The 22681-nt window shown below is 68.5% G+C and carries 21 protein-coding genes and 1 pseudogene; 10 read left to right on the top strand and 12 right to left on the bottom strand.

All coding sequences use genetic code 11. The features are described from left to right. Positions 1 to 184: 184 nt before the first annotated feature. Together WKC72_RS15195 and WKC72_RS15190 are read left to right on the top strand one after the other, a co-directional pair. On the top strand, positions 185 to 415 hold the full coding sequence (locus tag WKC72_RS15195; protein ID WP_005563039.1) for a glucose PTS transporter subunit EIIB: 231 nt from the start codon (positions 185 to 187) through the stop codon (positions 413 to 415). After that, positions 412 to 876: a PTS glucose transporter subunit IIA gene (locus WKC72_RS15190; protein ID WP_268789955.1), complete on the top strand. Its 465-nt coding sequence runs from the start codon at positions 412 to 414 to the stop codon at positions 874 to 876. The genes WKC72_RS15195 and WKC72_RS15190 overlap by 4 nt, the downstream gene beginning before the upstream one ends. Here WKC72_RS15190 and WKC72_RS15185 read toward each other — a convergent pair. From WKC72_RS15185 to WKC72_RS15150, 8 genes and pseudogenes are all read right to left on the bottom strand, one after another. Further along, a pseudogene (locus WKC72_RS15185) lies at positions 785 to 1186 on the bottom strand (DUF3224 domain-containing protein); the annotation flags it as partial. The gene WKC72_RS15190 and the pseudogene WKC72_RS15185 overlap by 92 nt on opposite strands. Before the next feature lie 83 nt (positions 1187 to 1269). Next, positions 1270 to 2013, bottom strand: coding sequence for a GntR family transcriptional regulator (locus WKC72_RS15180; protein ID WP_370183185.1), 744 nt, complete (start codon positions 2011 to 2013; stop codon positions 1270 to 1272). A gap of 113 nt (positions 2014 to 2126) precedes the next feature. Next, positions 2127 to 2606 (bottom strand): DUF1990 family protein, encoded by a 480-nt coding sequence (locus WKC72_RS15175; protein WP_037240059.1) that lies wholly within the window; start codon positions 2604 to 2606, stop codon positions 2127 to 2129. 69 nt (positions 2607 to 2675) lie between these two features. Continuing rightward, positions 2676 to 3107 (bottom strand): YkvA family protein, encoded by a 432-nt coding sequence (locus WKC72_RS15170; RefSeq protein ID WP_370183182.1) that lies wholly within the window; start codon positions 3105 to 3107, stop codon positions 2676 to 2678. A gap of 10 nt (positions 3108 to 3117) precedes the next feature. After that, positions 3118 to 4551 (bottom strand): FAD-binding oxidoreductase, encoded by a 1434-nt coding sequence (locus tag WKC72_RS15165; protein WP_370183181.1) that lies wholly within the window; start codon positions 4549 to 4551, stop codon positions 3118 to 3120. 48 nt (positions 4552 to 4599) lie between these two features. Then, entirely contained in the window at positions 4600 to 7614 is a 3015-nt protein-coding gene (locus tag WKC72_RS15160; RefSeq protein WP_370183180.1) for an AAA family ATPase, read from the bottom strand. Positions 7615 to 7673: 59 nt separating this feature from the next. After that, on the bottom strand, positions 7674 to 8447 hold the full coding sequence (locus tag WKC72_RS15155) for an SWIM zinc finger family protein (protein WP_037240066.1): 774 nt from the start codon (positions 8445 to 8447) through the stop codon (positions 7674 to 7676). Further along, positions 8444 to 11275, bottom strand: coding sequence for a DEAD/DEAH box helicase (locus WKC72_RS15150; RefSeq protein ID WP_370183178.1), 2832 nt, complete (start codon positions 11273 to 11275; stop codon positions 8444 to 8446). The genes WKC72_RS15155 and WKC72_RS15150 overlap by 4 nt, the downstream gene beginning before the upstream one ends. 373 nt (positions 11276 to 11648) lie before the next feature. Between WKC72_RS15150 and WKC72_RS15145 the strand changes: the two genes are divergently transcribed. The 3 genes from WKC72_RS15145 to WKC72_RS15135 all read left to right on the top strand — a co-directional run bounded on the left by WKC72_RS15145 (position 11649) and on the right by WKC72_RS15135 (position 13707). Beyond that, positions 11649 to 12551: an NADP-dependent oxidoreductase gene (locus tag WKC72_RS15145; RefSeq protein ID WP_112298689.1), complete on the top strand. Its 903-nt coding sequence runs from the start codon at positions 11649 to 11651 to the stop codon at positions 12549 to 12551. Positions 12552 to 12622: 71 nt separating this feature from the next. After that, entirely contained in the window at positions 12623 to 12940 is a 318-nt protein-coding gene (locus WKC72_RS15140; protein WP_037240073.1) for a hypothetical protein, read from the top strand. A 65-nt stretch (positions 12941 to 13005) separates the two neighbouring features. After that, positions 13006 to 13707, top strand: coding sequence for an HNH endonuclease family protein (locus WKC72_RS15135; RefSeq protein ID WP_112298690.1), 702 nt, complete (start codon positions 13006 to 13008; stop codon positions 13705 to 13707). Positions 13708 to 13712: 5 nt separating this feature from the next. On the opposite strand, the gene WKC72_RS15130 is transcribed toward WKC72_RS15135, so the two are convergent. Further along, positions 13713 to 15287 carry a molybdopterin-dependent oxidoreductase gene (locus WKC72_RS15130; RefSeq protein WP_370183176.1) on the bottom strand — a complete coding sequence of 525 codons (1575 nt, stop codon included), beginning with the start codon at positions 15285 to 15287 and terminating at the stop codon, positions 13713 to 13715. An 85-nt stretch (positions 15288 to 15372) separates the two neighbouring features. Between WKC72_RS15130 and WKC72_RS15125 the strand changes: the two genes are divergently transcribed. From WKC72_RS15125 to WKC72_RS15105, 5 genes are all read left to right on the top strand, one after another. Continuing rightward, positions 15373 to 16188 (top strand): shikimate 5-dehydrogenase, encoded by an 816-nt coding sequence (locus WKC72_RS15125; protein WP_268789945.1) that lies wholly within the window; start codon positions 15373 to 15375, stop codon positions 16186 to 16188. Between the two features lie 220 nt (positions 16189 to 16408). Further along, complete coding sequence (gene uraD, locus WKC72_RS15120) at positions 16409 to 16918, top strand: 2-oxo-4-hydroxy-4-carboxy-5-ureidoimidazoline decarboxylase (RefSeq protein ID WP_128641784.1); 510 nt, start codon at positions 16409 to 16411, stop codon at positions 16916 to 16918. After that, positions 16915 to 17259, top strand: coding sequence for a hydroxyisourate hydrolase (uraH, locus tag WKC72_RS15115; protein ID WP_037240118.1), 345 nt, complete (start codon positions 16915 to 16917; stop codon positions 17257 to 17259). The genes uraD and uraH overlap by 4 nt, the downstream gene beginning before the upstream one ends. 2 nt (positions 17260 to 17261) lie before the next feature. Further along, positions 17262 to 18155, top strand: a complete 894-nt coding sequence (gene pucL / locus WKC72_RS15110; RefSeq protein WP_370183174.1) for a factor-independent urate hydroxylase — start codon at positions 17262 to 17264, stop codon at positions 18153 to 18155. 10 nt (positions 18156 to 18165) lie between these two features. Next, positions 18166 to 19599, top strand: a complete 1434-nt coding sequence (locus WKC72_RS15105; RefSeq protein ID WP_037240089.1) for a nucleobase:cation symporter-2 family protein — start codon at positions 18166 to 18168, stop codon at positions 19597 to 19599. 56 nt (positions 19600 to 19655) lie between these two features. Here WKC72_RS15105 and WKC72_RS15100 read toward each other — a convergent pair whose 3' ends face one another. Genes WKC72_RS15100 through WKC72_RS15090 form a run of 3 tightly spaced genes read right to left on the bottom strand, consistent with a single transcriptional unit; the run spans position 19656 to position 22637 of the window. Next, positions 19656 to 20924, bottom strand: a complete 1269-nt coding sequence (locus tag WKC72_RS15100; RefSeq protein ID WP_370184373.1) for a cation:proton antiporter — start codon at positions 20922 to 20924, stop codon at positions 19656 to 19658. Further along, positions 20921 to 21439 carry an O-acetyl-ADP-ribose deacetylase gene (locus WKC72_RS15095; RefSeq protein WP_112298696.1) on the bottom strand — a complete coding sequence of 173 codons (519 nt, stop codon included), beginning with the start codon at positions 21437 to 21439 and terminating at the stop codon, positions 20921 to 20923. The genes WKC72_RS15100 and WKC72_RS15095 overlap by 4 nt, the downstream gene beginning before the upstream one ends. A gap of 7 nt (positions 21440 to 21446) precedes the next feature. Next, positions 21447 to 22637, bottom strand: coding sequence for a benzoate/H(+) symporter BenE family transporter (locus WKC72_RS15090; RefSeq protein ID WP_370183172.1), 1191 nt, complete (start codon positions 22635 to 22637; stop codon positions 21447 to 21449). Positions 22638 to 22681: the final 44 nt, after the last annotated feature.

Here is a 22681-nt window from a genome sequence, read left to right as displayed (position 1 = left end):
GGCGAGCGCGTCGTACGGCTTCGGGAAAACTATTGTGGACCAGCACCCCCAACGGGTACTGTCCGGTCATAACCAGTTGCTAGTTTGACCAGGTGAGCACAGGATGTCAACAGGCAAATGTGATCCAGCTAACCCATCCAGCACCATCACCTGCAGCTCGAACGCGAACTACGAGGGAGAACCGATGTCCAAAGCGGACGCAATCATCAGCGGCCTCGGCGGTGCCGACAACATCGTCGAGATCGAGGCCTGCATCACCCGCCTGCGCACCGAGGTCAAGGACGGCGCCAAGGTCGACGAGGCCGCGCTCAAGGCCGCAGGCGCCCACGGCGTGTTGAAGGCGGGCAGCGTCGTCCAGGTCATCGTCGGCCCCGAGGCGGACACGCTGGCCGAGGACATCGAGGACATCCTGTGAGCCTGTCCGTTCAGGCTCCGCTGCCCGGCCGAGTGCTCGCCCTCGCCGACGTGCCCGACCCCGTGTTCGCCGGACAGATGGTGGGTGCCGGAGTCGCGATCGAACCAGCGCGCGACCGTGGCGCTCTCGACGTGCTCGCACCGATCTCGGGCAAGATCCTCAAACTGCACCCGCACGCGTTCGTCATCCTGGGCTCGGCGGGCGGCGGTGTGCTGGTGCACCTGGGAATCGACACCGTGAAGCTGAAGGGCGAGGGGTTCACCCTGCTGGCGGCGGAAGGTGACGAGGTCGACGCGGGTGATCCCGTGGTGCGGTTCGATCCGACCGAGATCGACGGCACGGGATACTCCGCCATCTGCCCGATCGTCGTCATGGATTCCACGCCGGATTCGGTGTCCACCGACACCGTGGGATCCGACGTGAGCACGGGCGACGCCCTGTTCGACTGGACGGCGCCGTAGGGACAGAGGGAACCTGCGTTCGGACACATCGACGTGGTGCGGGTCGGCGAGGGTACGCCGGTCCGCACCATTGTCCGGGTGCCGGCGCAACGCCATGTTGAATGACGAACGTTCCGTGCCGGCCGTCCAGCGTCGCTTGGATGCGTTCCGAAGCTACGTAACCGGCACCTTCGGGACCCTGCGCGGTCGGAACCTCCGCGACCCCGGTTCCCGCCAGAGCGCCTCGGTAGGTCTTGCGGATCACGACCCTGGTCAATTTCAGGCCTTCGGCTGGCTCGTCGTAGGGAACCTCATCCCAGCTGTCGATGTCGAACTCGGCCTTGACTGTTCGTTGCGTTGTGTGTCAGCCATGAGCAGAGAATGCCCGACCGGCCGACAACTTGTAAGCCTGGCTCAGACGCTGCGCTGAGCCCGCTCCCCCTGAACTTCCATCTGCAGTTGATAGCGATCGGACCGGTACCAGCTGCGGGTGTGCTCGACCGGTGTGGGGCCGCTGAAGGACACCCGGTCGAAGTACATCACCGGGGCGCCCTTCTTGATGCCGAGCAGGGTCGCGATCTCCTGGCTCGCCCCGTCGGCGCTCACGGTCTGCTCCGCCCGGTCGATCGGCATGCCGTACTTGTCGGCGGTGGCCCGGTAGATCGAGCCCGTGAGGTCGAGGTCCAGCAGGCCGGGAAGCAGCGCGGCGTTGAACCACCCGTCGTCCACGCTGACCGGTTCGCCGTCCGCCAGCCGCAGCCGTTTGACGTGATAGGCGCGGGTGTCCGGCGCGATGCGCAGCGCCTTCGCGGTGGCCTCCGGCGCCGCGTCCTCCTCGCTCTCGAGCACCACCGTCGTCGGCTTGTGCCCCTGCGCCCGCATCTCCTCCGTGAACGAGGCCAGGTGGAGTTTCGACTGCACCGGACGATGCGCCACGAACGTGCCCTTGCCACGCACCCGCACCAGGTGGCCCTCGTTGACGAGCTGCCCGATCGCCTCACGAACCGTGATCCGACTGACGCCGTAGTCCTGCATCAGTTTTCGTTCACTCGTCATCAGGTCGCCGGGCTGAAGTTCCTTGGTGCACTTGTGCAGCAGGATGGCACGGAGTTGCTCGTGCTTCGGAATCACGCTGTCGCGTAGATGTACGGGCATCATTCCGGCGGCTCCAGCTCTGTCAGGGGTCGGACACATCGGATCAGACAGTGGGACTGCAAAGGTCCCGTCCGGTCCGGTCCAACCACGAGAATACGTGATCCGGACGCTCCGGCCTACCGTGCGGCCTCGGCCAACACCTCCAGATACTTGCGTGTCATCACCCGCTGCACGACCCGGCCCGCGGGTCCGCCGAGCCGGGTGAACCACCGACCCGGTTTCGAGAACGCCGAGATGGTCGCGAGCACGGTGCCGTCCGGCCGCTGTTCGACGACGAAGCTCTCCTCTCCGCTCTCGGGGTGACCCGGCAGCGTCCCGTAGGCGAATCCCCTGCGATGCGGTTCGTCGACCACGTAGACGACCCGGCAGGAGAACGTCAGCCGAAGCGGACCGATGCCCCATCGCAGTTCCACCGATGTGCCGGGTGCGGCCGTCGGAGCGTCGGCCCGCACGTCCAGCCCGGCGCCGCGGTGCATACCCCAGGCACAGAGGTGGGTGGCGGCCGCGTCGAATGCGTCTGCCCCGTAACCGATCACCTTCTGCTCGGTCAGATGGTGATATCCCGCGGGGAAGGGAACGTCGCGGCTCGCACCCACCTCCGGGTACGTGAACGCGGGCAGATCGTCTCGGGAGCTACTGATGGCGGGATCCTCTCGGTCCGGACGTCACGAGCAGGTGGAAAGGCACGTTACCCGGCGCACGGCCTCGAGGCCTTCCGGGGTGCCCGGCCAGTGCCGGGCCACGACCTGCGGGCCTGCGCGGCGAACCACCGAACGAAGCGTGAGACCGATGATGATCACGTCGTCGGCGTATCCGATGACGGGGACGAAATCGGGTATCAGATCGATCGGAACCGCGAGGTAGACCAGCAGCAGGACGAGCCGGACGCGCACACCGCGGGGCAGGTCCGGATCGGCTGCGAGTCGGCGCAGGAGACGGAGCAGATCCGGCAGCAGCCGGATCGCCTCCCCGATCCCGGTGCTGTCGGGTCTCGATCGCCACAGCACCAGCGCCAACACCACCCAGACGACCAGCAGGCCCACTGCCGCGCCGATCAGGACGGGCCATGCCGCCGCCCACACCTGCCCCGGATCCATACGGCTGCGCCTATTGCTCCGACCGGACCGCGGGACGGATGTTCTGGTTCACATGGAAGAGGTTGTCCGGATCGCACTTCGCCTTCACCTGCGCGAGCCGATCGTAGTTGCCGAGATAGGAGGCACGCACGCGGTCCTCGCCCTCGGACATCATGAAATTGACGTACGCCCCGCCCGCCGTCGTCGGGTGGAGGGCCTCCCAGTACCGCTTGGCCCAGTCCGTGATGACCTCGGCGTTGGCCGGATCCGGGTCGACACCGACGATCACCCCGGCCCAGCCGCCGTCCCGGTACGCGAACGCGGTGGCATCCTCGGCGACCCGCGTCGCCGCGCCGTCGATGGGATACATGTGCATGGTCGAATGACCGGTGGGCAGCTGACGGCCGAAGTCCAGATGGATGTCGATGGCGTCGTCGGAGATCTCCCGGACGAAGTCCGCGCGCCAGTACCACTGCAACCCCGCCGGGTACAGTCCGTCGAAGGCGGATTGCAATGCGGTGAAGGGCATTTCGTGGAGTCCGACCAGCAGCGGGTTTCCGAAGGCGCGGATCGGTTCGAGTACCGCGTCGGCCTTGTCCGGGTCGCCGGTGTAGCACCAGACGATGCCGCACGCCTTGCGTCCCCACAGTTCCTCGGGGAACGGGGGCGCCGGCGGAATGGTCAGCAGGCCGATCCAGCCGTTGAGTTCCTCGGGCAGCGACGGCAGGAGTTCGCGGTACCACCGCATCACGTCGGGGGTGTCTTCCAGGTCGTACAGCACCGGCCCGCCGACGACGGTGCCGTGGTCGCCGATGTCGTGACACGCGAACTGGAACGACGTGACCACACCGAAGTTTCCGCCGCCTCCCTTCAGCGCCCAGAACAGGTCCGGGTGGGACCGTTCGCTCGCCGTCACCAGAGTGCCGTCGGCGAGGACGACATCGGCGCTGAGCAGGTTGTCCACGGTGAGACCGAAACGGCGCGTCAGGTAGCCGATTCCGCCGCCGAGCGTCAGCCCGCCGACACCGGTGGAGGCGATGAACCCGGACGGGGTGGCCATGCCGAACGGCACGGTGGCATGGTCGACGTCGCTCCAGGTGCACCCGCCGTCCACCCGGACGGTCCGGTCGGCCGGCGACACCGTGGTTGCGCGCATCCCCGACAGATCGATCACGAGGGCGTCGTCCCACACGCCGAGACCTCCCGCGTTGTGGCCCCCGCCGCGAACCGCGAGTTCGACGTGATGCTCCCGCGCGAACCGCACGCACGCGACGACATCCGCGGCGTTGGCGCACCGTGCGATGGCCGCGGGTCGACGGTCGATCATCGCGTTGTACACCGCACGCGCGTCGTCGTAGCCGTCGTCGTCGGGGGTGATCAACTCTCCGCGCAACGATGCGGCCAGTTCTGCGTAGGGGGGCGGCGTCGTCGTCGACGGTGTCGAATTCGTGGTGGTGGTGCTCATGACCTTCTCCTCGGATCGGCGGGCCCCGGAAGGGCCTTACCTGGTAATTCACACCGTAGGAATCCGGCGTTCGCGCACCGTTCGCGCCGACGTCCCGCCCGCGAACGGCCCGGCGCCCGCACGCAGACGCAGCACCTGCGGCAACCACCAGCGGTCGTCGTACTGCTCGGCGGCGATCAGGGCGGCATCGAGCGTGGCGCGGGCCGCGCGGGTGTGACCGACGTCGATCTGGACCTCCGCCAGCAGCGAGAGCCAGTAGGCCATGCGCGCGAACGCCCGCTGCCGCCGCAACTCGGCGAGCCCCTGGCGGATCTTCGCGATACCGGGTTCGCCGCCGACGAGCCTGCCTTCGAGGATCTGCGACCACTGGCTGTAGTAGGCGAAGTGGTAGCGCTCGCACAGCTCCCGCAACTCGGTGAGTGAGGCGAGGAGCGCGGTGTCGTCGCCTCGCATCTGATTCAGCACCGACGCGTATCCCAACGCCACCGCAAGACTGTAGGGGTGGCCGCAGGTCCTGCCCAATGCGAGGGCATTCGCGCACGACCGCGCCGCCTTCTGCTCGTCACCGATCATCCAGTACGCGTGCGACTCCCAGGCGTGGGCATGCACTTCGAGCCTGGTCCCGAGGATGAAGGAATAGTCGTCGGAGAACGATCCCAGCGCGACGTCGAAATGTTCGATCGCATCCCTCGGCCGGCCGAGAGCCAGGGCAGCCCCCGCCACGGAGAACTGCGCCTGACCCTCGAATTCGGGATCGGCCGCGGACAGTTCGAGGGCACGCGCGCCGATGCCGTGGGCCTGCGCGGTGTGCCCCTGCACGAAATGTGCCGCGAACAATCCGATCAGGGCGCCGAGCACGATTTTCGGCCGCCGGAGACGCTGCCCCAGCTCCACGGTGCGGTCCAGCGTCTGCTCGAGCTCGGCAGAGGAGTACCCGTACAGGGTGGTCAGCGGCGCCGACATGCCCTGCCGCACGTCCACCTCGTGAGCGTCCCGGTTGCGGCCCACCGGCATCGCCTCGAGAAGGTCGAGGCAGTCCCGGAAGTGCCGCAGAGCCTCCGCGTTCGCGAACATGCTGGCTGCCACCTCGGCGGCGCGCTGCAGGTAGTGGAGGGCGCGGTCGGGGCGGCCGCCGCGCCGATACTGCTCGGCGAGCTGCGCTGCCACGTCGTCGGTGCTGCCCGCGTGGAGAAGTTCGAGTCCCTGCGCGAGGCGCCGATGCAGGAGCCAGCGGCGCGGCGGGCTGACCGAGCGGTACGCGGCCTCCCGGACCAGGTCGTGCACGAAATCGTAGCCGGTGCCCGCCGGCCGGACGATCCTCCGCCGCCACAGTTCGTCCACCGCCTGGACGAGAGAATCCGTGTCCAGGTCGCTCGCCTCGCTGAGCAGGTCCAGATCGAAATCCGTGCCGAGCGCAGCGGCAAGGCCGGCGACGTCCCGCGCGGGTTCCGAGCACTGTTCGAGCCGCCGCTGCAGCACCTCCCCCAGGTCGTCGGCGCCCCCGGTCGCATCCGTGCCGGGCACCATCCTGGCGGCCTCGACGACGTACAGCGGGTAGCCCCCGGTCGCGGCGTACAGGACCGCCTCCTCCGCGGGGTCCAGCGCCCGGCCGCCGAGGGACCGCGCCAGTTCCGCGGTCCCCTCCGAGGTCAACGGGTCCACCTCGACGTCCGTGACCAGCCGTGCCGACCGGAGGGCTCGCAGCGCTTCCCGCACATCGTGGCGGGACCGCGCCTCGTCCGTGCGGGCGGTCGCCGCCACCAGGACGCACATGTGGGTGTCGAGTGAGAGCAGGAACGCCAGCCAGGCCGCCGTCTCCGCGTCGCACCACTGCAGATCGTCGAGGACGAGCAGGACCGGCCGGCCGGACGACAGCACCGCCCGCGTCGTGCCCTCGAAGAACCGGTGACGCTGCCATGCGTCCACCATCGCCCGGGACGTCGACGGTCGCGGCCCGGCCTCGGCGCTCGGGACCAGCCGTTCGACCTCGGCCCGCCACATCGGGTTCAGCGACCCGATCGCGGACCGAAATCCCGGGCTGCGCAGCCACTCGGCGACGGGCGCCAGCGCGACGCGGCCCGGCAGTCCGAAACACCGCGTCGTCGCCACCACCGCCCCGTCGGCGCGGGCGATCTCCGCGAGTTCGGTGGTCAACCGGGTCTTGCCGACACCCGCGTCCCCCGAGACGAGCAGCAGTCCCTGCCTGCCGTCGAGCGACTGCCGCCAGCGCCGTTGTAGCTCCCCGCGTTCACGCTCCCGTCCGATCAGAGCGGGCACCGCGGCCCGGACGCGTTCGGGCCTGCGAGATGCGGCGGCACCGGCCCTCGGGTACTCCCCCAGCAGGTTGTCGAACAGTCTGCTGGTCGCCGCGCTCGGTGCGACCGCGAGTTCGGTTTCCAGAACGGCCGCGCACCGGTGGTAGGTGGTCATCGCCGCCGCCCGGTCGCCCGACGCGGCCTGCAGTTCCATGAGCGTCCGGTACCCGACCTCCTCCAGTGGGTCGAGCTGGATACGCCGGCGTGCGCACGCCGTGGCCGTCTCCACGTCACCCGACTCCCGCAACACCCGCACCGTCGCCTCACAGAGTTCGACGCACTGCCTGCGCAGCACCTCGCGGTGCTCGAGGACCCAGTCTTCGTACGTGCCGGGCATGAGCTCGCCGCGATAGGTGTCGATCGCGCGGTCCGCGTGATCGAGAAATGCCCGCGCGTCGGAATCGGCGAGGGCGGCGACGGCGGACGACCGCTCGTTGCGGAAAGTGTCGACGTCCACCCGGCACGACGGCGAGTCCGTCCAGGTGAGCGTCGGCCCGTCCGCCGCGAGCGCACCGTCCGATCCGAGGAGACCGCGAAGGTTGTGCAGTTCCCGCCGGAGGTTGGTGCGGGCCTGCTGCTCGCTCGACTCCGGCCAGAACAGCCCTGCGAGACGGTTCCTCGACTGGGCGAGACCGGCGTGCAGCACCAGATAGGCCAGCAGCGCGATCGCCCGTGACGAGATGGGGCCGACCCGGGCATCCTCCGGGTTCGATACACGCTGTTCGCCGAGCAGGTAGACCGTCAACATGACTGACCAGCTCCCGGTCGCGGAACGAGGCGAGCTTCCGCGTCCTCATCATCGCACGGTCAGCGGAAGTGCTGGTACAGCGCTTTCAGCTCCCGGATCGCGGCGTCCACCGCACGCTCGTCCTCACTGACCGATCGGACCGCTTTCCGCAGCAGCAGGGGGTCGAGGTCGTCGATCGCCGCCCGGAAGTCGGCGTCGGGCAGGGCGGGCAGCGAGGAGTCGTCGCCGAACCAGTCGTCGACGTCCGCGTCGGAGGAGTCGCCGCCGACACCGTCGATCAGCATGTCCAGATCGACGCCGCGCAGCGTCAGGATCTCGAGCGGGTTCTCGTCGATGCGTTCGGTGGTGAGGTACGCGACCGCGGCCGCATGCTTGCACGGCCAGCCGTCGTCCGGGCAGGTGCAGTCGTAGTTCAGCGCCGACGCCCCGGCGGGCAGCAGCAGGGGCCCCAGAACCTCCGGAACTCCGCCGCCCGCCAGCATCGCGAGACTGCCGGGTTGCCGACGCACCAGCGCGACGAGTTCCGCGACTTCCGCCTCGTCGAGGCGGTCGATCGAGACGGTCGCGACGAACGGCTGGAGCTGACTGCCCTGGACCTCCCCCGTGACCATCCCACCGGCGATCTCGAGCGAGATCACCTGACCGCTGCGCGCGTAGTTCCGTCCGCGGCTCATCCGGCCCTTGTCGGCGACGAACTCGATGATGTCCACGAACTCGCGGCCCCACCACGTGCGCCCGAACGATCCCCGCCGGGACCGTGCCTCCAGCCCGCCCGTCACCGGTCGTCGCTTGCCGTACTGGCCGAAGTACGGCCCGGGTCGCCGGTTCGTCATTCGCCCACCGCCTCGTCACCGAGTCGCAGCAGTTCACCCAGTTGCTCGGTGCTCATCTCCGTCACCCAGTTCTCACCCGTCCCGACGGCGAGATCGGCCAGCTCCTGCTTGGTGGCGATCATCGCATCGATCCGTTCCTCCAGGGTTCCGACGCACACGAGCTTGCGCACCTGCACGTCCCGCCGCTGGCCGATCCGGAACGCCCGGTCGGTGGCCTGGTTCTCGACCGCCGGGTTCCACCACCGGTCGAGGTGGACGACGTGATTGGCCGCGGTGAGGTTCAGGCCCGTCCCGCCCGCCTTCAGCGAGAGCATCATGATCGGCGGCCCGTCGTCGCCCTGGAACGAGGCCACCATGTCGTCGCGCTTCTGCTTGGAGACACCCCCGTGCAAAAAAGGCACGGTAGTACCGAAACGCTCCGCGAGGTACGGGGTGACGAGGTCACCGAATTCCCGGAACTGGGTGAACAGCAACGCCTTCTCGCCGTCCGCGACCACGGAGTCCAGAATGTCCTCGACGAGCCCCAGCTTGCCGGAGCGGTGCTGTCCGCGCCGCATCACCGCCGACCCGTCGCGCAGGAAATGCGCCGGGTGGTTGCACACCTGCTTGAGTTTCGTCAGGGCAGCGAGGACGGCGCCCTTGCGCTTCATCCCCTTCTTGTCCTTGATCTGCGCCATCATGTCGTCGACCACCGCCCGGTACAGCGCGGCCTGCTCCGCGGTGAGGTTGGCGCGGACCGTCATCTCGAACTTGTCGGGGAGGTCGGCGATGACCGCGGGATCGGTCTTGACGCGGCGCAGCACGAACGGGGACGTGACCGCGCGGAGCCGGGCGACGGCCGTCTCGTCCTGCTCCCGCTCGATCGGCACCACGAACCGCTTGCGGAACATCGCCTCCGAACCCAGAATGCCCGAATTCGCGAAGTCCAGGATCGAGCGCAATTCGTCCAGTCGGTTCTCGACCGGAGTGCCCGTCAGCGCGACGCGGTGCGCCGCCGGAATGCTCCGCGCCGCCCGCGCCTGCGACGTCTTCGCATTCTTGATGTGCTGCGCCTCGTCCAGCACGACGCGCCGCCAGTCCTGCTCCTTCAGCTCTGCGACGTCGCGGGCCAGCAGCGCATACGTGGTGATCACCAGATCGCTCTGCGTCACGGCGGCCGTGAAGTCGTCACCGCTCAGCCGCTGCGGACCGTGGTGGACGAGCACCCGCAGCGAGGGAACGAAGCGTGCCGCCTCGCGCTGCCAGTTGCCGACCACCGACATCGGGCACACCAGCAGGGTGGGGGTGGGCGCGTTTTCATGGGCCAGGAGCGCGAGCAACTGCAGCGTCTTGCCGAGACCCATGTCGTCGGCGAGGACGGCGCCGAGACCGAGGCGGCTCATGAACACCAGCCAGTCGAGCCCCCGCTTCTGGTACGGGCGCAGCGTGGCGTCCAACCCGTCCGGCGTCGGCACGTCCTGCGGCTTCGTGTCGCCGTCCAGCAACGCGGCCGCCCAGCCGGTGGCCGTGACCTCCTCGACGGGAAGGTCGGAGAGATCGTCCGCGATCAGGTCTTTCAGCAGGTCCACGATGGCCCGGTCGCCGCTGGCGTGCCGCTCCGCCACGTAACGCGCGGCGCGGGAGAGCACCTCCTGGTCCGCCCGGACCCACTCGCCGCGCAGTCGCACGAGATCACTCTTCGAGTTGACCAGTCGATTCATTTCCGCGGCGGTGAGAACCGTGTCGCCGAGTGCCAGTTCCCAGTTGTACTGCACCAGCTGGTCTTTGCCGACCGCCCGGTTCTCCGCGCTCGCCGGGGCGCTCGGCGAGCTCACCCTCAGCCGCATCGACGGCGACGCCACACTCCACGCCCGCGGCAGCAGCAGGCTGATGCCCTTCTCCTTCAACGCCACCGCCCCGTGCCCGACGAGGTCGATGACCACGGCGGTGGGCAACATCAGGTCCAGGCTGTCGGGGTCACTGGGGACGTCCTGCAGTCGCGGGTAGGCGGAGACGGCCTCCGTCAGTTTGCGCACCCCGATCTGCAGGCGACTCGCCTCCGTGCGGTGCAGCGGGATCGGCACCGGCGCTTCGCCTTCCGGACGAAGACAGACCTCCAGTCGCCACAACACCGTGTCCGGATCCCAGTCCCCCTCCACGTCCACGTCTTCCGGCTCGAGGAGCCGCAGCACCAGTTCGGGCTCGTCCACCTTGAGGCTGTCGCGCCACCCGTCCAGCGAACCCGACAGCTGGGCGGTGCCCTCGGCGAACTGGTCGCCGCGCACGAGCGCCGCGATCAGCGGGTGATCCGCATCGGTGCCGGAATCGTCCGGGTGCCGTCGTTCGAGGACCCGGCGGGCGACGGGATCGGTCAGCTCGGTGACCATGTCGTCGAGCACGGCTCGGGGGGTCGTGCCGTGACGCTGGACCGGCGGCATCGCGACGGCCAGCTCCGTGAGCCACGCACGCTGGCGCTCACCGCCGAGCAGCCGCCAGCGCGGCCACCAGCCGCCCTCCGCCCGGTGTGCCTCGGGCACCACCCGGCCGGCCCGTGCCCACCGCTCGACACCGCGGGCGACGTGGGCGAGGTAGCGCAGATCCCCGGAGATCCGGGGGTCGCGGGCAGACACCGACAGCAGGAACTCCGTCGCATCCGGCGGTGCCAGCGCGACCGCGGCCCACTCGAGCATCTCCGGCCCCGACGGCGTCGGCATCGGCACCTTCACGTGGTGCCGGAACTTCCGTGCCAGCACCCGTCCGACCGCATCCGTCGGCTCCTCGGCGGCCGGATTCCGGTCCTCGACCCACAGCATGAGGCCCGAACCGGGTGTCCAGAGGCCGTGCAGCATGCACCCATCCAATCAGGCGCGACCGACAGCGGGAGAAGTCCCTGCTCGAGACATGTAACCCTCGACGATATTCCACCGATGAACGAGTTGGCGGCTGTCCACGCCGGTAACTCACCGGGATCGCTGCCGAACGTGATCGCAGTGATCGGAGGAAGACAAAATGGACATGGAACAGATCTTGGAAGTTCTCGTTCAACTCATCCAGGTCCTCGGACCCTTGATGGGTGGCGGTGGCGGAGGCGGAGGCACAGGCTCCCTAGGCAGCCTGTTCGGCTCCTGAGTTCTCATGAGAAGGCTCGCCGACTCCAATTCGGCGGGCCTTCTTCGTGCCCGAATTCTGGCCCCGGTTCGTGATAGGACTGTGGGCGTGAGCATGGCATACGGCTTCAGCGAGTACGGCGGCCCCGAGACACAGCAGTTCTTCGACGTCCCCGTTCCCTCCCCCGGTCCCGGACAGCTGCTGGTCGCCGTCCATGCGGCCGGCGTGAATCCCGCCGATTGGAAGGTGCGGGCGGGAACGCGCAAGGACACCGTCCCCGTCACTCTTCCCGCCGTTCTCGGCCGGGAGGTCGCCGGTGTGGTCGCCGAGACCGGTCCCCGGGTGACCGGCTTCGCGGTCGGCGATCCCGTGTTCGGCGCGACCGCCACCGGGTTCGGCGGATACACCGAGTACACGCTGGTCAACACGGCCTCGGCAGCACACAAGCCCGACTCGGTCTCGTTCACCGACGCGGCCACGCTTCCCGTCGCAGCGGGAACCGCGTACGACGCGCTGGCCACCCTGGACCTGGCGCCCGGCAGTCGGTTGCTCGTCGTCGGCGCGGGCGGTGGCGTGGGGGTGGCGGCGCTGCAGTTGGCCGCGGCGCGGGACGTCAGCGTGATCGGAGTCGCGAGCGAGAGCAAGCGGGAGGTCGTCGAATCGCTCGGCGCCAGCTGGGTGGCGTCCGGAGAGAGACTGGCCGCACGCGTGCCCGGCCCGGTGGACGCCATCTTCGACCTCGTCGGCGGTGACGCGCTCGCCGAGGCGGCGCGGGTGGTCGCGGATCCGGCGGCGATCATCAGCACCGGCGACCCGCTCGCCGCGCGGGACCTCGGCGGCTCGGGAGTGGAACGGCGCCGAACGTCCGCGGTGTTCGCGGAGCTGGCCGCGCTGGTGGCCGACGGAACCCTCGACCCGCGGGTCGCGCACCGATTCCCGTTCGCACACGCCGGTGACGCTCTCGCGATGGTGGAGTCCGGTCACACGAGCGGCAAGGTCGTGATCGAGTTCGGTTAGCAGGTCTGGATTTCACCCGTTCCGAGGTAGATGCTGGAGAGACGTAACTGCCGGACACTCGGGAGTCGGTCATGAGCATCCTGATCCAGGTTCTCGAACAGGGGTACGCGCTCACCACTCCGTGGGAGCAACGGAAGTACGCCTTCGTCGATGCCACGCACATCGTCACGATTCGACTGGACGGGCAGTCGGGCGTGTGGCTCGACGGGATGAAACACGGTGAAGCACACAGGCTTGCGGTCACCCCCACCCCCAGCGAAGCGATCTTCTTCCTCCTCCGCACCCTCGATCTGCTCGCGGAATGCCGGCAGAGCGGCGGTTCCTGGGTGATCGGCCACGACGGCATGCACCTGTCGTCGATCGCCGCGGTACGCCTCCCCTTCACTTGACCTGTCGGGGGCCCGGTGCATACTCCGGGCGGTAGGGGGAAAGTCGTCGAGCGCCGGGGGGACGCATGAGACTTCTGTGGGCGGCCGCGTGGATGGCCACGATCCTGTCGGTCTCCGGTTGCGGGGTGTCGCTTCTCGACCTGGGCGACGAGCCCGCGCCGGGCAGTCCGCCCCGCGCGCACATCGAGGAGTTGCTCGGCCGGGTCGCGACGGTCGTATCCCGTCCGCACCCCGGCGGATACCAGCGCGGGTGTTCGGGCAAGGAGTTGTGCGTCTTCGGCCCGGCCTGGACCGACGACCAGGACGCCGCCGGCGGCCACGACGGGTGCGACACCCGCAACAACGTTCTCGCGATCGACCTCCGCTCGGTGGCGTTCCGCGACGGCACCCGCGACTGTGTGGTGCTGAGCGGGGTCCTGGCCGATCCGTACTCCGGCGACGTGCTTCCGTTCGACCGAGCCGACGCGAAAGCCGTTCAGATCGACCACGTCTACCCGCTGGCGGCGGCGTGGGACATGGGCGCGTCGACGTGGTCGCCCGAGCGTCGGCTCCGGTTCGCCAACGACGTCATGTTCAATCTGCTGGCCGTCAACGGAGCGGACAATCAGGACAAGGGCGACCAGACCCCGCAGGATTGGCTACCGCCGAACCCGGCGTACCACTGCTTCTACGCGGGCAAGTACCTCTCCGTGGCGGTGGAGTACGGGCTTCCCGTGACGCTGGCGGACCGCGACGCGCTCGCCGAGGTGGCGCAGCGGTGCCCGTGAGCGCCTCAACTCACCGTGAAGGAACGCGTGTGCCAGCCGGTGGCGCCACCCGGGATCGGCGGGGTCCGCTCCTCCACCTGAACGTTGCCGTCCAGATCGGTGGCACGCACCTGGAGGGTGTGCAGCCCGGACGTGGCCTGCCACTCCCAGGTCCACTGCCGCCAGGTGTCGATGGTGTACTGCGGGGCGAGAGTCGCGGTCTGCCACTCGCCGTTGTCGACCCGCACCTCCACTTTCTCGATGCCGCGGTGCTGCGCCCAAGCGGTTCCGGCGACGAGCACCGGCCCGGGCGCGGTGGGCGCGAACGGGGCGGGCACGTCGATCCGGGACGCGGTCTTGATCGGACCTTCCGCGGACCAGCCGCGCTTCGTCCAGTAGGCCTCCGCCTTGTCGAATCGCGTGAGTTCCCAGTCCACCACCCATTTGGTGGCCGACACGTAGCCGTAGAGACCGGGGACCACCTGCCGCACCGGGTAACCGTGTTCGAACGGCAACGGCTGGCCGTTCATCGCCACCGCGAGGATCGCGTCGCGTCCGTCCCGCAGGGCCTCGACCGGGGTGCCCACCGTGAAGTCGTCGCTACTCGTGGACAACAGCATGTCGGCGTCGGGGTGCACACCGGCGTCGTCGAGGATGTCCTTGATCGGGTAGCCGATCCACGTGGCATTGCCCGCGAGATTTCCGCCGACCTCGTTGGACACGCACGTCAACGTGACCACCCGTTCCACGGGCGTCCTCGAGACCAGGTCGTCCCACGTCAGCGTGAGCTCGCGGTCGACCATGCCGTGGATGCGCAGTTGCCAGTCGTCCGTCGTCAACCGCGGGACCCGCAGTGCGGTGTCGATCCGGTAGAACTCGTCGTTCGACGTGACGAACGGGGTGGCGCCCGGCACGTCGATGTCGGTGCCCGGAGCGATCGGGGCGGCCCGGTCCGTCACCTCGGGAACGGCGAAGGCACGGCGGTTGTCCACGGCGCCCGCGACCTGCTGCCCGAGGTACCGGCCGGCGGCTCCCGCGGCCGCGGCAGTCGCTGCGGCGGCCGCGGCCAACAGAAGAAATGTCCGGCGCGGCAACCACGAATCCTCGACGTCGGAGTCCTCGGGCGCCCGCGCGGCGGTCGTCAGCACCCGCAGAACCGCGATGCCGGCAACGACCCCCACCAAGGTAGGCAGCGCAAACATCCACGTGGCGCTGGAGCGCTGGGTCGAGGCATAGATTCCCACCAGCCCGAGAACCGCCAGGATCGCGCTGCCGAACGGGGCCCGAGGGCGCTCGACGATGCCCGCGGTCGCGGCGAGGAGCACGATGAGGATCGTCATGCCGACGAAGAGTGCGGGTTTGTCGTTGGTGCCGAACGTGTCGATCGCGAACTCGCGAGCCCAGGCGGGACTGCGGTCCACCGTCGTCGACCCGACCGCATAGAACGGTGACGAGTTCGGGTCGATCAGCGCCGACAGCAGTTCGCCCACCCCGAGCACCATGCCGGCGGCGATCACTCCGGCGAGCGCGCGGGAGACCAGGTGCCGCCGCCTCCGGGGCGTCCGCGCCGCCTCGTGCCGGTCACCGATCGTCGTTGTCATCGCAGCCCTGCTCCTTTGCCGTCGTCACCGTGTATTCGGAGCTGAGAACGCGCACGGATGGGAGCCCACTACTAGTATTTACCGGATGAACCAGCTCGACAAAGACACTCTTCTCTGCATCTCGCTCTCCGGCCGACCGAGCAACATCGGCACCCGGTTTCACAATTATCTGTACGGCGAGCTGGGCCTCAATTTCGTCTACAAAGCGTTCACCACCAACGACCTCCAGGCCGCGGTCGGCGGCATCCGCGCGCTGGGCATTCGCGGCGCCGGCGTCTCCATGCCGTTCAAGGAGCAGATCATCGAGTACGTCGACGTGATGCACGAATCGGCGTCGGTCATCGAGTCCGTCAACACGGTGGTCAACGAGGACGGGGTGTTGCACGCCCACAACACCGACTATCAGGCCATCGCGAACCTGTTGCGCGACAACGCGTTGCCCCACTCGCTGTCCGTGGCGGTGGCCGGCAGCGGCGGAATGGCCAAAGCTGTGGTCGCCGCCGTGCGCGACTACGGCTTCACGGACGTGACCGTGGTCGCCCGCAACGAGACGACGGGCGGCGCCGTCGCGAAGCTGTACGGATTCGAGTGGCGACCCGAACTCGGCGCGGCACGGCCAGGGCTCCTGATCAATGCCACCCCCGTCGGCATGGCGGGCGGTCCCGAAGCCGACGATCTGGCGTTCGAACTCGACGCGATCGACGCGGCGGAGGCCGTGTTCGACGTGGTCGCCATGCCTGCCGCGACACCGCTGATCCGGGCCGCCGCCGAACGCCACAAGACCGTCATCACCGGCGCCGAGGTGATCGCGCTGCAGGCGGCGGAGCAGTTCGTCCTCTACACCGGTGTGCGTCCGTCCCCCGAAGAGATCCGCAGGGCATCCGAGTATTCACGGTCGTGAGGTGAGCACAGCGCCGCCCGACCAGGGCCCCGCGATTCAGCGCACCCTTTTGTGAACTGTTGTTCCACAACAGCTTTCATTCTTCGTGATTCCAGCACGCCACGGATCGCACTCGCGTCCGAATCTGGATCAATTCAATTTTGGGTCTTGACATGAATTGTGACCCCTGTCACGCTTCTCTATACGGAATCATTATTTCGCATTGTGGAAGAAGGGTCGCATGGATCTCGATGCAGGACTCCAACGATTCAACGAGGCTTCACAGTCCGAGGCAACGGAACTGGTGCGGATCTGCCTGGATATTCCCCGGTGGGCAGACGAACTCGTGTCCGCCCGGCCGTACCCCGATCGCGCCTCACTTCTCACCGCGGCCAGAACGGGCGCCGGCCCACTCTCCGCGGACGAGATCGAACAAGCCCTCGCGCACCATCCCCGAATCGGTGAACCCCCGGGAGGCGACGACGCCGAGGCGCACCTGGCACGCTCGGAGCAGTCGAACGTCGATTCGTCCGACGCGGCAGCGCACAAACGGCTCACCGACGGCAACCGTGCCTACGAGGACAAGTTCGGACGGGTCTTCCTCGTCCGCGCCGCCGGCCGCAGCACGTCCGACATCCTCACCGCACTCGACCGCCGGCTGCTCAACGACGAGGCCAGCGAATTAGCCGTTGTCGCAGAGGAACTACGCGACATCGCCGCACGTCGACTCGCCGGAATGCTGGACGCATGAGCGACGTCAGCCAGGTCACCACCCATGTGCTGGATGCGGCCGAAGGCATACCCGCGCGGGAGGTGCCTGTCACGCTGACGGTCCAGCGGCAGTCCGACTGGATCACCGTGGCCGACGCCGTCACCGACGACGACGGACGCGTCACAACCCTGGGCCCCGCCCGACTCGAGCCGGGCATCTACCGGATCGTCTTCGACACCGGACGCTACTTCGCAGCGAAGGGTCGTCCGGCGTTCTACCCCGACGTCACCATCACGTTCACCCTGACCGACAGCGAACAGCACTACCACGTACCTGTCCTTCTCAGCCCGTTCGCATACTCGACCTACCGAGGGAGCTAATCATGAGCAAGATCGTGCTCGGCCAGAACCAGTACGGCAAGGCAGAAGTCCGGTTGGTCAAGATCACCCGGGACACGAAGCGACACGAGATCGAAGACGTCACCGTGACTTCGCAATTGCGCGGCGACCTCGACGCGGTGCACACCGAAGGCGACAACGCGCACGTCGTGGCCACGGACACCCAGAAGAACACGGTGTACGCGTTCGCCCGCGACGGCGTCGGCTCGATCGAGACGTTCGCCATGCGACTCGGACGGCACTTCACGTCGGGATTCGAGTGGATCACCGGCGGCCGATGGGAGATCGAGCAGTACTCGTGGGCGCGGATCCCGGTCGACGGCGAAGGCCACGACCATTCCTTCGTCCGATCGAGCGACGAACGGCGGAACACCGTGGTCACCATCGACGGCGACCGGACGTGGATCGTGTCCGGCCTGAGCAACATGGTGGTGCTGAAGTCGACGGGCTCGGAGTTCCGGGGCTACCCGAAGGACAAGTACACCACCCTGCAGGAGACGTCCGACCGGATCCTCGCGACGTCGGTGAGCGCCCGGTGGCGGTACCTCACCACCGACGTCGACTTCGACAAGACCTTCGAGAACGTGCGGGCAGTCATGCTGGAGGCGTTCGCCACGACGCATTCGCTCGCGCTGCAGCAGTCCCTGTTCCAGATGGGTTCGGCGGTACTCGAGGCGCATCCCGAGATCGCGGAGGTGAAGTTCTCGATGCCGAACAAACACCACTTCCTCGTCGACCTGGAACCGTTCGGACTCGACAACCCCGGCGAGGTGTTCTTCGCGGCCGACCGCCCCTACGGGCTGATCGAGGCGACCGTCGAGCGCGAGGACGCTCCCGACGCCGGCCGCGCCTGGGATTCCGTTCCCGGATTCTGCTAGGAACGCGGCGATGAAGCGGATCGGACACCGGGTTGCCGGAACAACCGGACCCGAGGACGAGCGTTTGCCGCTCGGAAAGTCGTACGTCTACGGGTTGCAGCACATCCTGACGATGTACGGCGGCGTGATCGCGCCTCCCCTGATCGTCGGCGGCGCCGCCGGCTTGACCGGCGTCGAGATCGGACTGCTCGTGTCGGCGGCATTGTTCGTCAGCGGTGCGGCCACACTGCTGCAGACCCTCGGCGTTCCCTACTTCGGGGCAAAACTTCCCCTGGTGCAGGGCATTTCCTTTGCCTCGGTGTCCACCATGGTGGCGGTGGCCAGTGGTCCGGGCGGACTGCGATCGGTCTTCGGGGCCATCATGGTCGCCGGCGCGATCGGACTGTTGATCAGCCCGTTCTTCTGCAGGATCGTGCGCTACTTCCCGCCCGTCGTCACCGGGTCGATCATCACGGTCATCGGCATCTCCCTCCTGCCGGTCGCGGTGCGCTGGGCGATGGGTGGCAACGCCAAGGCCCCGGACTGGGGGTCGATGTCCAACATCGGGCTCGCCGGGTTCAGCCTGTTCATCGTGTTGCTGGTGAGCAGGCTGGTCCAGGGAACCCTGTCGCGGTTGTCGATCCTGATCGGCATCGTCGTGGGAACCCTGTTCGCCGCGCTGATTGGCAAGGCCGACTTCGGCGCCGTCGGGAAGGGCGCGATCTTCGAACTGCCGCAGGTGTTCTCGTTCGGAACTCCCCTGTTCCAGATCGGTGCGATCATCTCGATGACCGTGGTGATCCTCGTGATCATGACCGAGACGACGGCGGACATCCTCGCGGTCGGCGAGATCGTGGGAACGAAGGTCGATGCTCGCCGGGTAGGCGACGGTCTCCGCGCCGACATGCTCGCCACCACCGTGGCACCGGTGTTCGGCACGTTCCCGGCCAGCGCGTTCGCTCAGAACGTCGGGCTCGTCGCGATCACGGGGATCAAGAGCAGGTACGTCGTCGCGGCCGGAGGTTCGGTCCTGTTCGCTCTCGGGCTGTTCCCCATCCTGGGGCGGCTGGTCGCCTCCGTGCCGCTGCCCGTCCTCGGCGGTGCGGGGATCGTCCTCTTCGGTTCCGTGGCGGCGAGCGGAATCCGGACCCTGTCCAAGGTGTCGTACGACGGCAATCTCAACCTGGTGATCGTCGCGGTGGCACTCGGTTTCGGTGTCATACCGATCGCGGTGCCCGAGTTCTACGCAGCCTTCCCGGAATGGGTGCACATCGTCTTCGACTCGGGAATCAGCGCGGCGAGCATCGTCGCGGTGCTGCTGAACATCCTGTTCAACGAGATCAAGGCCGGCAACCGGCCCACTCCCTCGGTGGTCTCGGCGGCGCCGCCCGTCCTCGTCCACCGAGCCGAGGACTCGGAGCACCCGGCAGGCACGGCGCGCACCTCCGCCGTGCGCAAGGAGTGAAGACCCGCTCCACGCCACCCCGCGCAACTCGCTGGTCGAGCGGTGCAGTCGCGACATTATCGGTCCGTGACTGCACCGCCTTCCCGACGAAGATCGAGCAGGCGCATCACCCGCGTCGCACTCACCCCGTGAACGAGGACGGAGAGGACGACGGTGAAGGCCACCGTCGACCACAACCATTTCTCGTCGTCCACGCCGGCTTCCGCAGCGGCGTACGCGAGATAGTAGATCGACCCGATTCCGCGAACCCCGAAGAACGCGGTGACCCGGCGCTCGGGGCCGGACATCTCCTGGCAGCCCAGCAGCGAAACCCATCCGACCAGCGGCCGGATGACGAACACGAGGGCTGCCGCGACGAGAACCCCACCCCACGTCAGTCCGGTCAGCAGACCGGAGGTGAGTGCCACCCCCAGCAGGAGCAGGACGGCGAGGGTGAGCACGTGTTCGAGTTGCTCGATCAGGCTGTGCATCTCGGCGTGGTAGTCGTGGGCCCGCTCCGTCCGGCGGATGGCGACCGCGCAGGCGAAGACGGCAAGGAAGCCGTATCCCCCGGCGAGTTCGGTGAGTCCGTAGACGGCGAACGTGGCGGCGAGCGCGAAGATGGGTTCGCTGCGTTCGGCGAGGCGCATGTGTGTGATCGGGAAGCGGAAGACCGCGCGGCCGAACAGATCACCGGCAATCCATCCCAAGGCCGCGCCGATGACCACCTTGCCGATCAGCTCCCAGGCCACCCACTGCACGATCCACTGCTCGATCGGCCCCTTGCCGATCATGAACAGCGCCAGATACACGAACGGGAAGGCGAGAGCGTCGTTGAGCCCGGCCTCCGAGGTGAGCGCGAACCGTACCTCGTCGTCCTCCCGATGGGACTCGCCGCCCGACGTGGGACCTTCCACCTGTACGTCGGACGCCAGCACCGGGTCGGTGGGTGCGAGGACGGCCCCGAGCAGGATCGCGACGGCGGGGGTCAGTGCCGCCACCCACCAGCCGAGTAACGCGACCGCGGCGATACCGAACGGCATCGCGATCAGCAGCAGACGCCACGTCGAATTCCACGTCCGCCAGCCCAGAGGCCGGTCGATCGCCAGTCCCACACCCATCAGGGCGACGATGACGCACGTTTCACTCAGGTGTTCCGTCACGGCCGGATGCAGCGCCGGCGACAGGGTGTCGGTGCCCGACTCGCCGAGAAACAGGCCGCCCCCCGCCCCGACCGCCAGGACGATCAGCGGCGCCGAGACGGCACGGTCCTGGAACAGGCGCGGAACGGTGGCGGCGAGCAGAAGTGCCAGTCCTGCGGTCAGGAAGGCGAGATCGGTGTTCAGTGCGATTCACCCACCTCGCCACGCAGCAGGGTCGCCATCCGTGCGTCGAACGCCACGAACAGAACCCGGGGAATTCCCGCGTCCGACTCACGGACGGCACCGACCGCCTGCCGGACGGCGTCGTCCGCCGGCCAGCCGTACACCCCGGACGAGATCAGCGGGAACGCAACGGACTGCGCGCCGAGATCCGAGGCCACCGCCAGGCTGCTGGTGTAGGCGCTGCGCAGGGTGGCCGACCGATCGTCCGAAGCGGAATACACGGGGCCGACCGTATGGATCACCCATCGAGCCGGCAACCGGCCCGCCGTCGTCGCGACCGCCTGTCCCGCCGGGAGCCCGTCCGGCAGCGTGGTGGCCCGCAATTGCCTGCATTCGGCGAGGATCTCCGGACCACCGGCCCGGTGGATGGCGCCGTCCACGCCCCCACCCCCGAGCAGTCCGGAGTTGGCGGCGTTGACGATCGCATCGACCTCGACCGTCGTGATGTCACCCTGAACTACCTCGATGGTGGTCATCACCCCATTATCGTCGCGAGGTCACCGCGACCCGCACGATCAGCCCGGCGACCAGCGCCCAGAACGCGGACCCGATGCCGAGGATGCTCACGCCGGACGCGGCGATCAGGAAGGTGACGACGGCGCCCTCCCGTTCGCGGACGTCGTCGAGGGCGGAGGCCAGTGCCCCGCCGAGAGTCCCGAGGAGCGCGAGACCGGCCACCGCCTCCACGACGCCCTCGGGGGCTGCGGCGATGAGGGTGGCCACGGCAGCCGAGCACGCCGCGAGGACCAGGTACGCCCAGCCTGCCGTGAAGGCCGCGACCCACCGCCTCCTGGGGTCGGGATGCGCGGACGGCGCGGCGGCGAGGGCGGCGCTGATGGCGGCGAGGTTGATGGCGTGTCCACCCGCGGGCGCGCCCACCAGGGTCCCGACACCGGTCACGAGCATGGCCGGCCGCCACGGCACCCGGTAGCCGAAGGAGTTCATCACGGCGGTTCCGGGGATGTTCTGGGACGCCATCGTCACGATGTACAGCGGGATCGCGATCCCGATCATCGCCTGCCACGTCCACGCCGGCGCGGTGACATCGAGTCTCGGCAGGAGCGCGCTGGTGTCCAGTCCGTCGCTGCCGGAGGCGAGACCGACCGCGATCACCACTGCGGCGGCCGCGAACGCGGCCGGCACCGCCCACCGGGGCGAGTACCGCTGCAGAACCAGCCACACGAGAACGACGGGCGCGACGGCCAGCGGAGCGTCACGCAGCGCCAGCACCGGCGCCAGGCACAGCGGCAGCAGCACCCCTGCGAGCATCGCCTGCGCCAACGCCGGGGGGATGGCCGCGATGAGCCGTCCCAGCCGCGGCCACAGTCCCGTGAGGGTCACCGCCGCCCCCACGACGACGAATGCCCCGACCGCGGCGGGCCAGCCCCCGCTGACCGTCCCCGCACCGGCGAGGAGAGCGGCGCCCGGCGTCGACCACGCCAGCGTGATCGGCATGCGATAGTGCCGCGACATCCACAGCATGCCCAGCGCCTGAGTGACACACAGCGCCAGCAGTCCCGACGCGGCCTGGGCGGAATTCGCGCCCACCGCGGTCAATCCGGTGAGTACGACCGCGAACGAACTGGTGAAGCCCACCAGGGCGGTGACGATTCCGGCGCTGATCGGCTGGGCGGCGGAATCGGGTGTACGCACATCACTGTCGGGCACAGACATAGGACGCGATTCTGCCCGACGCGTGGTCCGGGTGATCCGTGGCA

The sequence above is a fragment of the Rhodococcus wratislaviensis genome, assembly GCF_041228765.1.
In the GTDB taxonomy this organism is placed as follows: domain Bacteria; phylum Actinomycetota; class Actinomycetes; order Mycobacteriales; family Mycobacteriaceae; genus Rhodococcus_F; species Rhodococcus_F wratislaviensis.
The sequence above is the reverse complement of the archived record's forward strand: the minus strand, read 5'-3'. Positions and strand labels throughout refer to the sequence as shown.

Excerpts from the sequence above, each read along its gene's own strand:
- WKC72_RS15195 (WP_005563039.1), top strand. The coding sequence starts at position 185 with ATGTCCAAAGCGGACGCAATCATCAGCGGCCTCGGCGGTGCCGACAAC.
- WKC72_RS15180 (WP_370183185.1), bottom strand. The coding sequence starts at position 2,013 with ATGATGCCCGTACATCTACGCGACAGCGTGATTCCGAAGCACGAGCAA.
- WKC72_RS15170 (WP_370183182.1), bottom strand. The coding sequence starts at position 3,107 with ATGGATCCGGGGCAGGTGTGGGCGGCGGCATGGCCCGTCCTGATCGGC.
- WKC72_RS15165 (WP_370183181.1), bottom strand. The coding sequence starts at position 4,551 with ATGAGCACCACCACCACGAATTCGACACCGTCGACGACGACGCCGCCC.
- WKC72_RS15160 (WP_370183180.1), bottom strand. The coding sequence starts at position 7,614 with ATGTTGACGGTCTACCTGCTCGGCGAACAGCGTGTATCGAACCCGGAG.
- WKC72_RS15155 (WP_037240066.1), bottom strand. The coding sequence starts at position 8,447 with ATGACGAACCGGCGACCCGGGCCGTACTTCGGCCAGTACGGCAAGCGA.
- WKC72_RS15150 (WP_370183178.1), bottom strand. The coding sequence starts at position 11,275 with ATGCTGCACGGCCTCTGGACACCCGGTTCGGGCCTCATGCTGTGGGTC.
- WKC72_RS15145 (WP_112298689.1), top strand. The coding sequence starts at position 11,649 with ATGGCATACGGCTTCAGCGAGTACGGCGGCCCCGAGACACAGCAGTTC.
- WKC72_RS15140 (WP_037240073.1), top strand. The coding sequence starts at position 12,623 with ATGAGCATCCTGATCCAGGTTCTCGAACAGGGGTACGCGCTCACCACT.
- WKC72_RS15135 (WP_112298690.1), top strand. The coding sequence starts at position 13,006 with ATGAGACTTCTGTGGGCGGCCGCGTGGATGGCCACGATCCTGTCGGTC.
- WKC72_RS15130 (WP_370183176.1), bottom strand. The coding sequence starts at position 15,287 with ATGACAACGACGATCGGTGACCGGCACGAGGCGGCGCGGACGCCCCGG.
- WKC72_RS15125 (WP_268789945.1), top strand. The coding sequence starts at position 15,373 with ATGAACCAGCTCGACAAAGACACTCTTCTCTGCATCTCGCTCTCCGGC.
- uraD (WP_128641784.1), top strand. The coding sequence starts at position 16,409 with ATGGATCTCGATGCAGGACTCCAACGATTCAACGAGGCTTCACAGTCC.
- uraH (WP_037240118.1), top strand. The coding sequence starts at position 16,915 with ATGAGCGACGTCAGCCAGGTCACCACCCATGTGCTGGATGCGGCCGAA.
- pucL (WP_370183174.1), top strand. The coding sequence starts at position 17,262 with ATGAGCAAGATCGTGCTCGGCCAGAACCAGTACGGCAAGGCAGAAGTC.
- WKC72_RS15105 (WP_037240089.1), top strand. The coding sequence starts at position 18,166 with ATGAAGCGGATCGGACACCGGGTTGCCGGAACAACCGGACCCGAGGAC.
- WKC72_RS15095 (WP_112298696.1), bottom strand. The coding sequence starts at position 21,439 with ATGACCACCATCGAGGTAGTTCAGGGTGACATCACGACGGTCGAGGTC.
- WKC72_RS15090 (WP_370183172.1), bottom strand. The coding sequence starts at position 22,637 with ATGTCTGTGCCCGACAGTGATGTGCGTACACCCGATTCCGCCGCCCAG.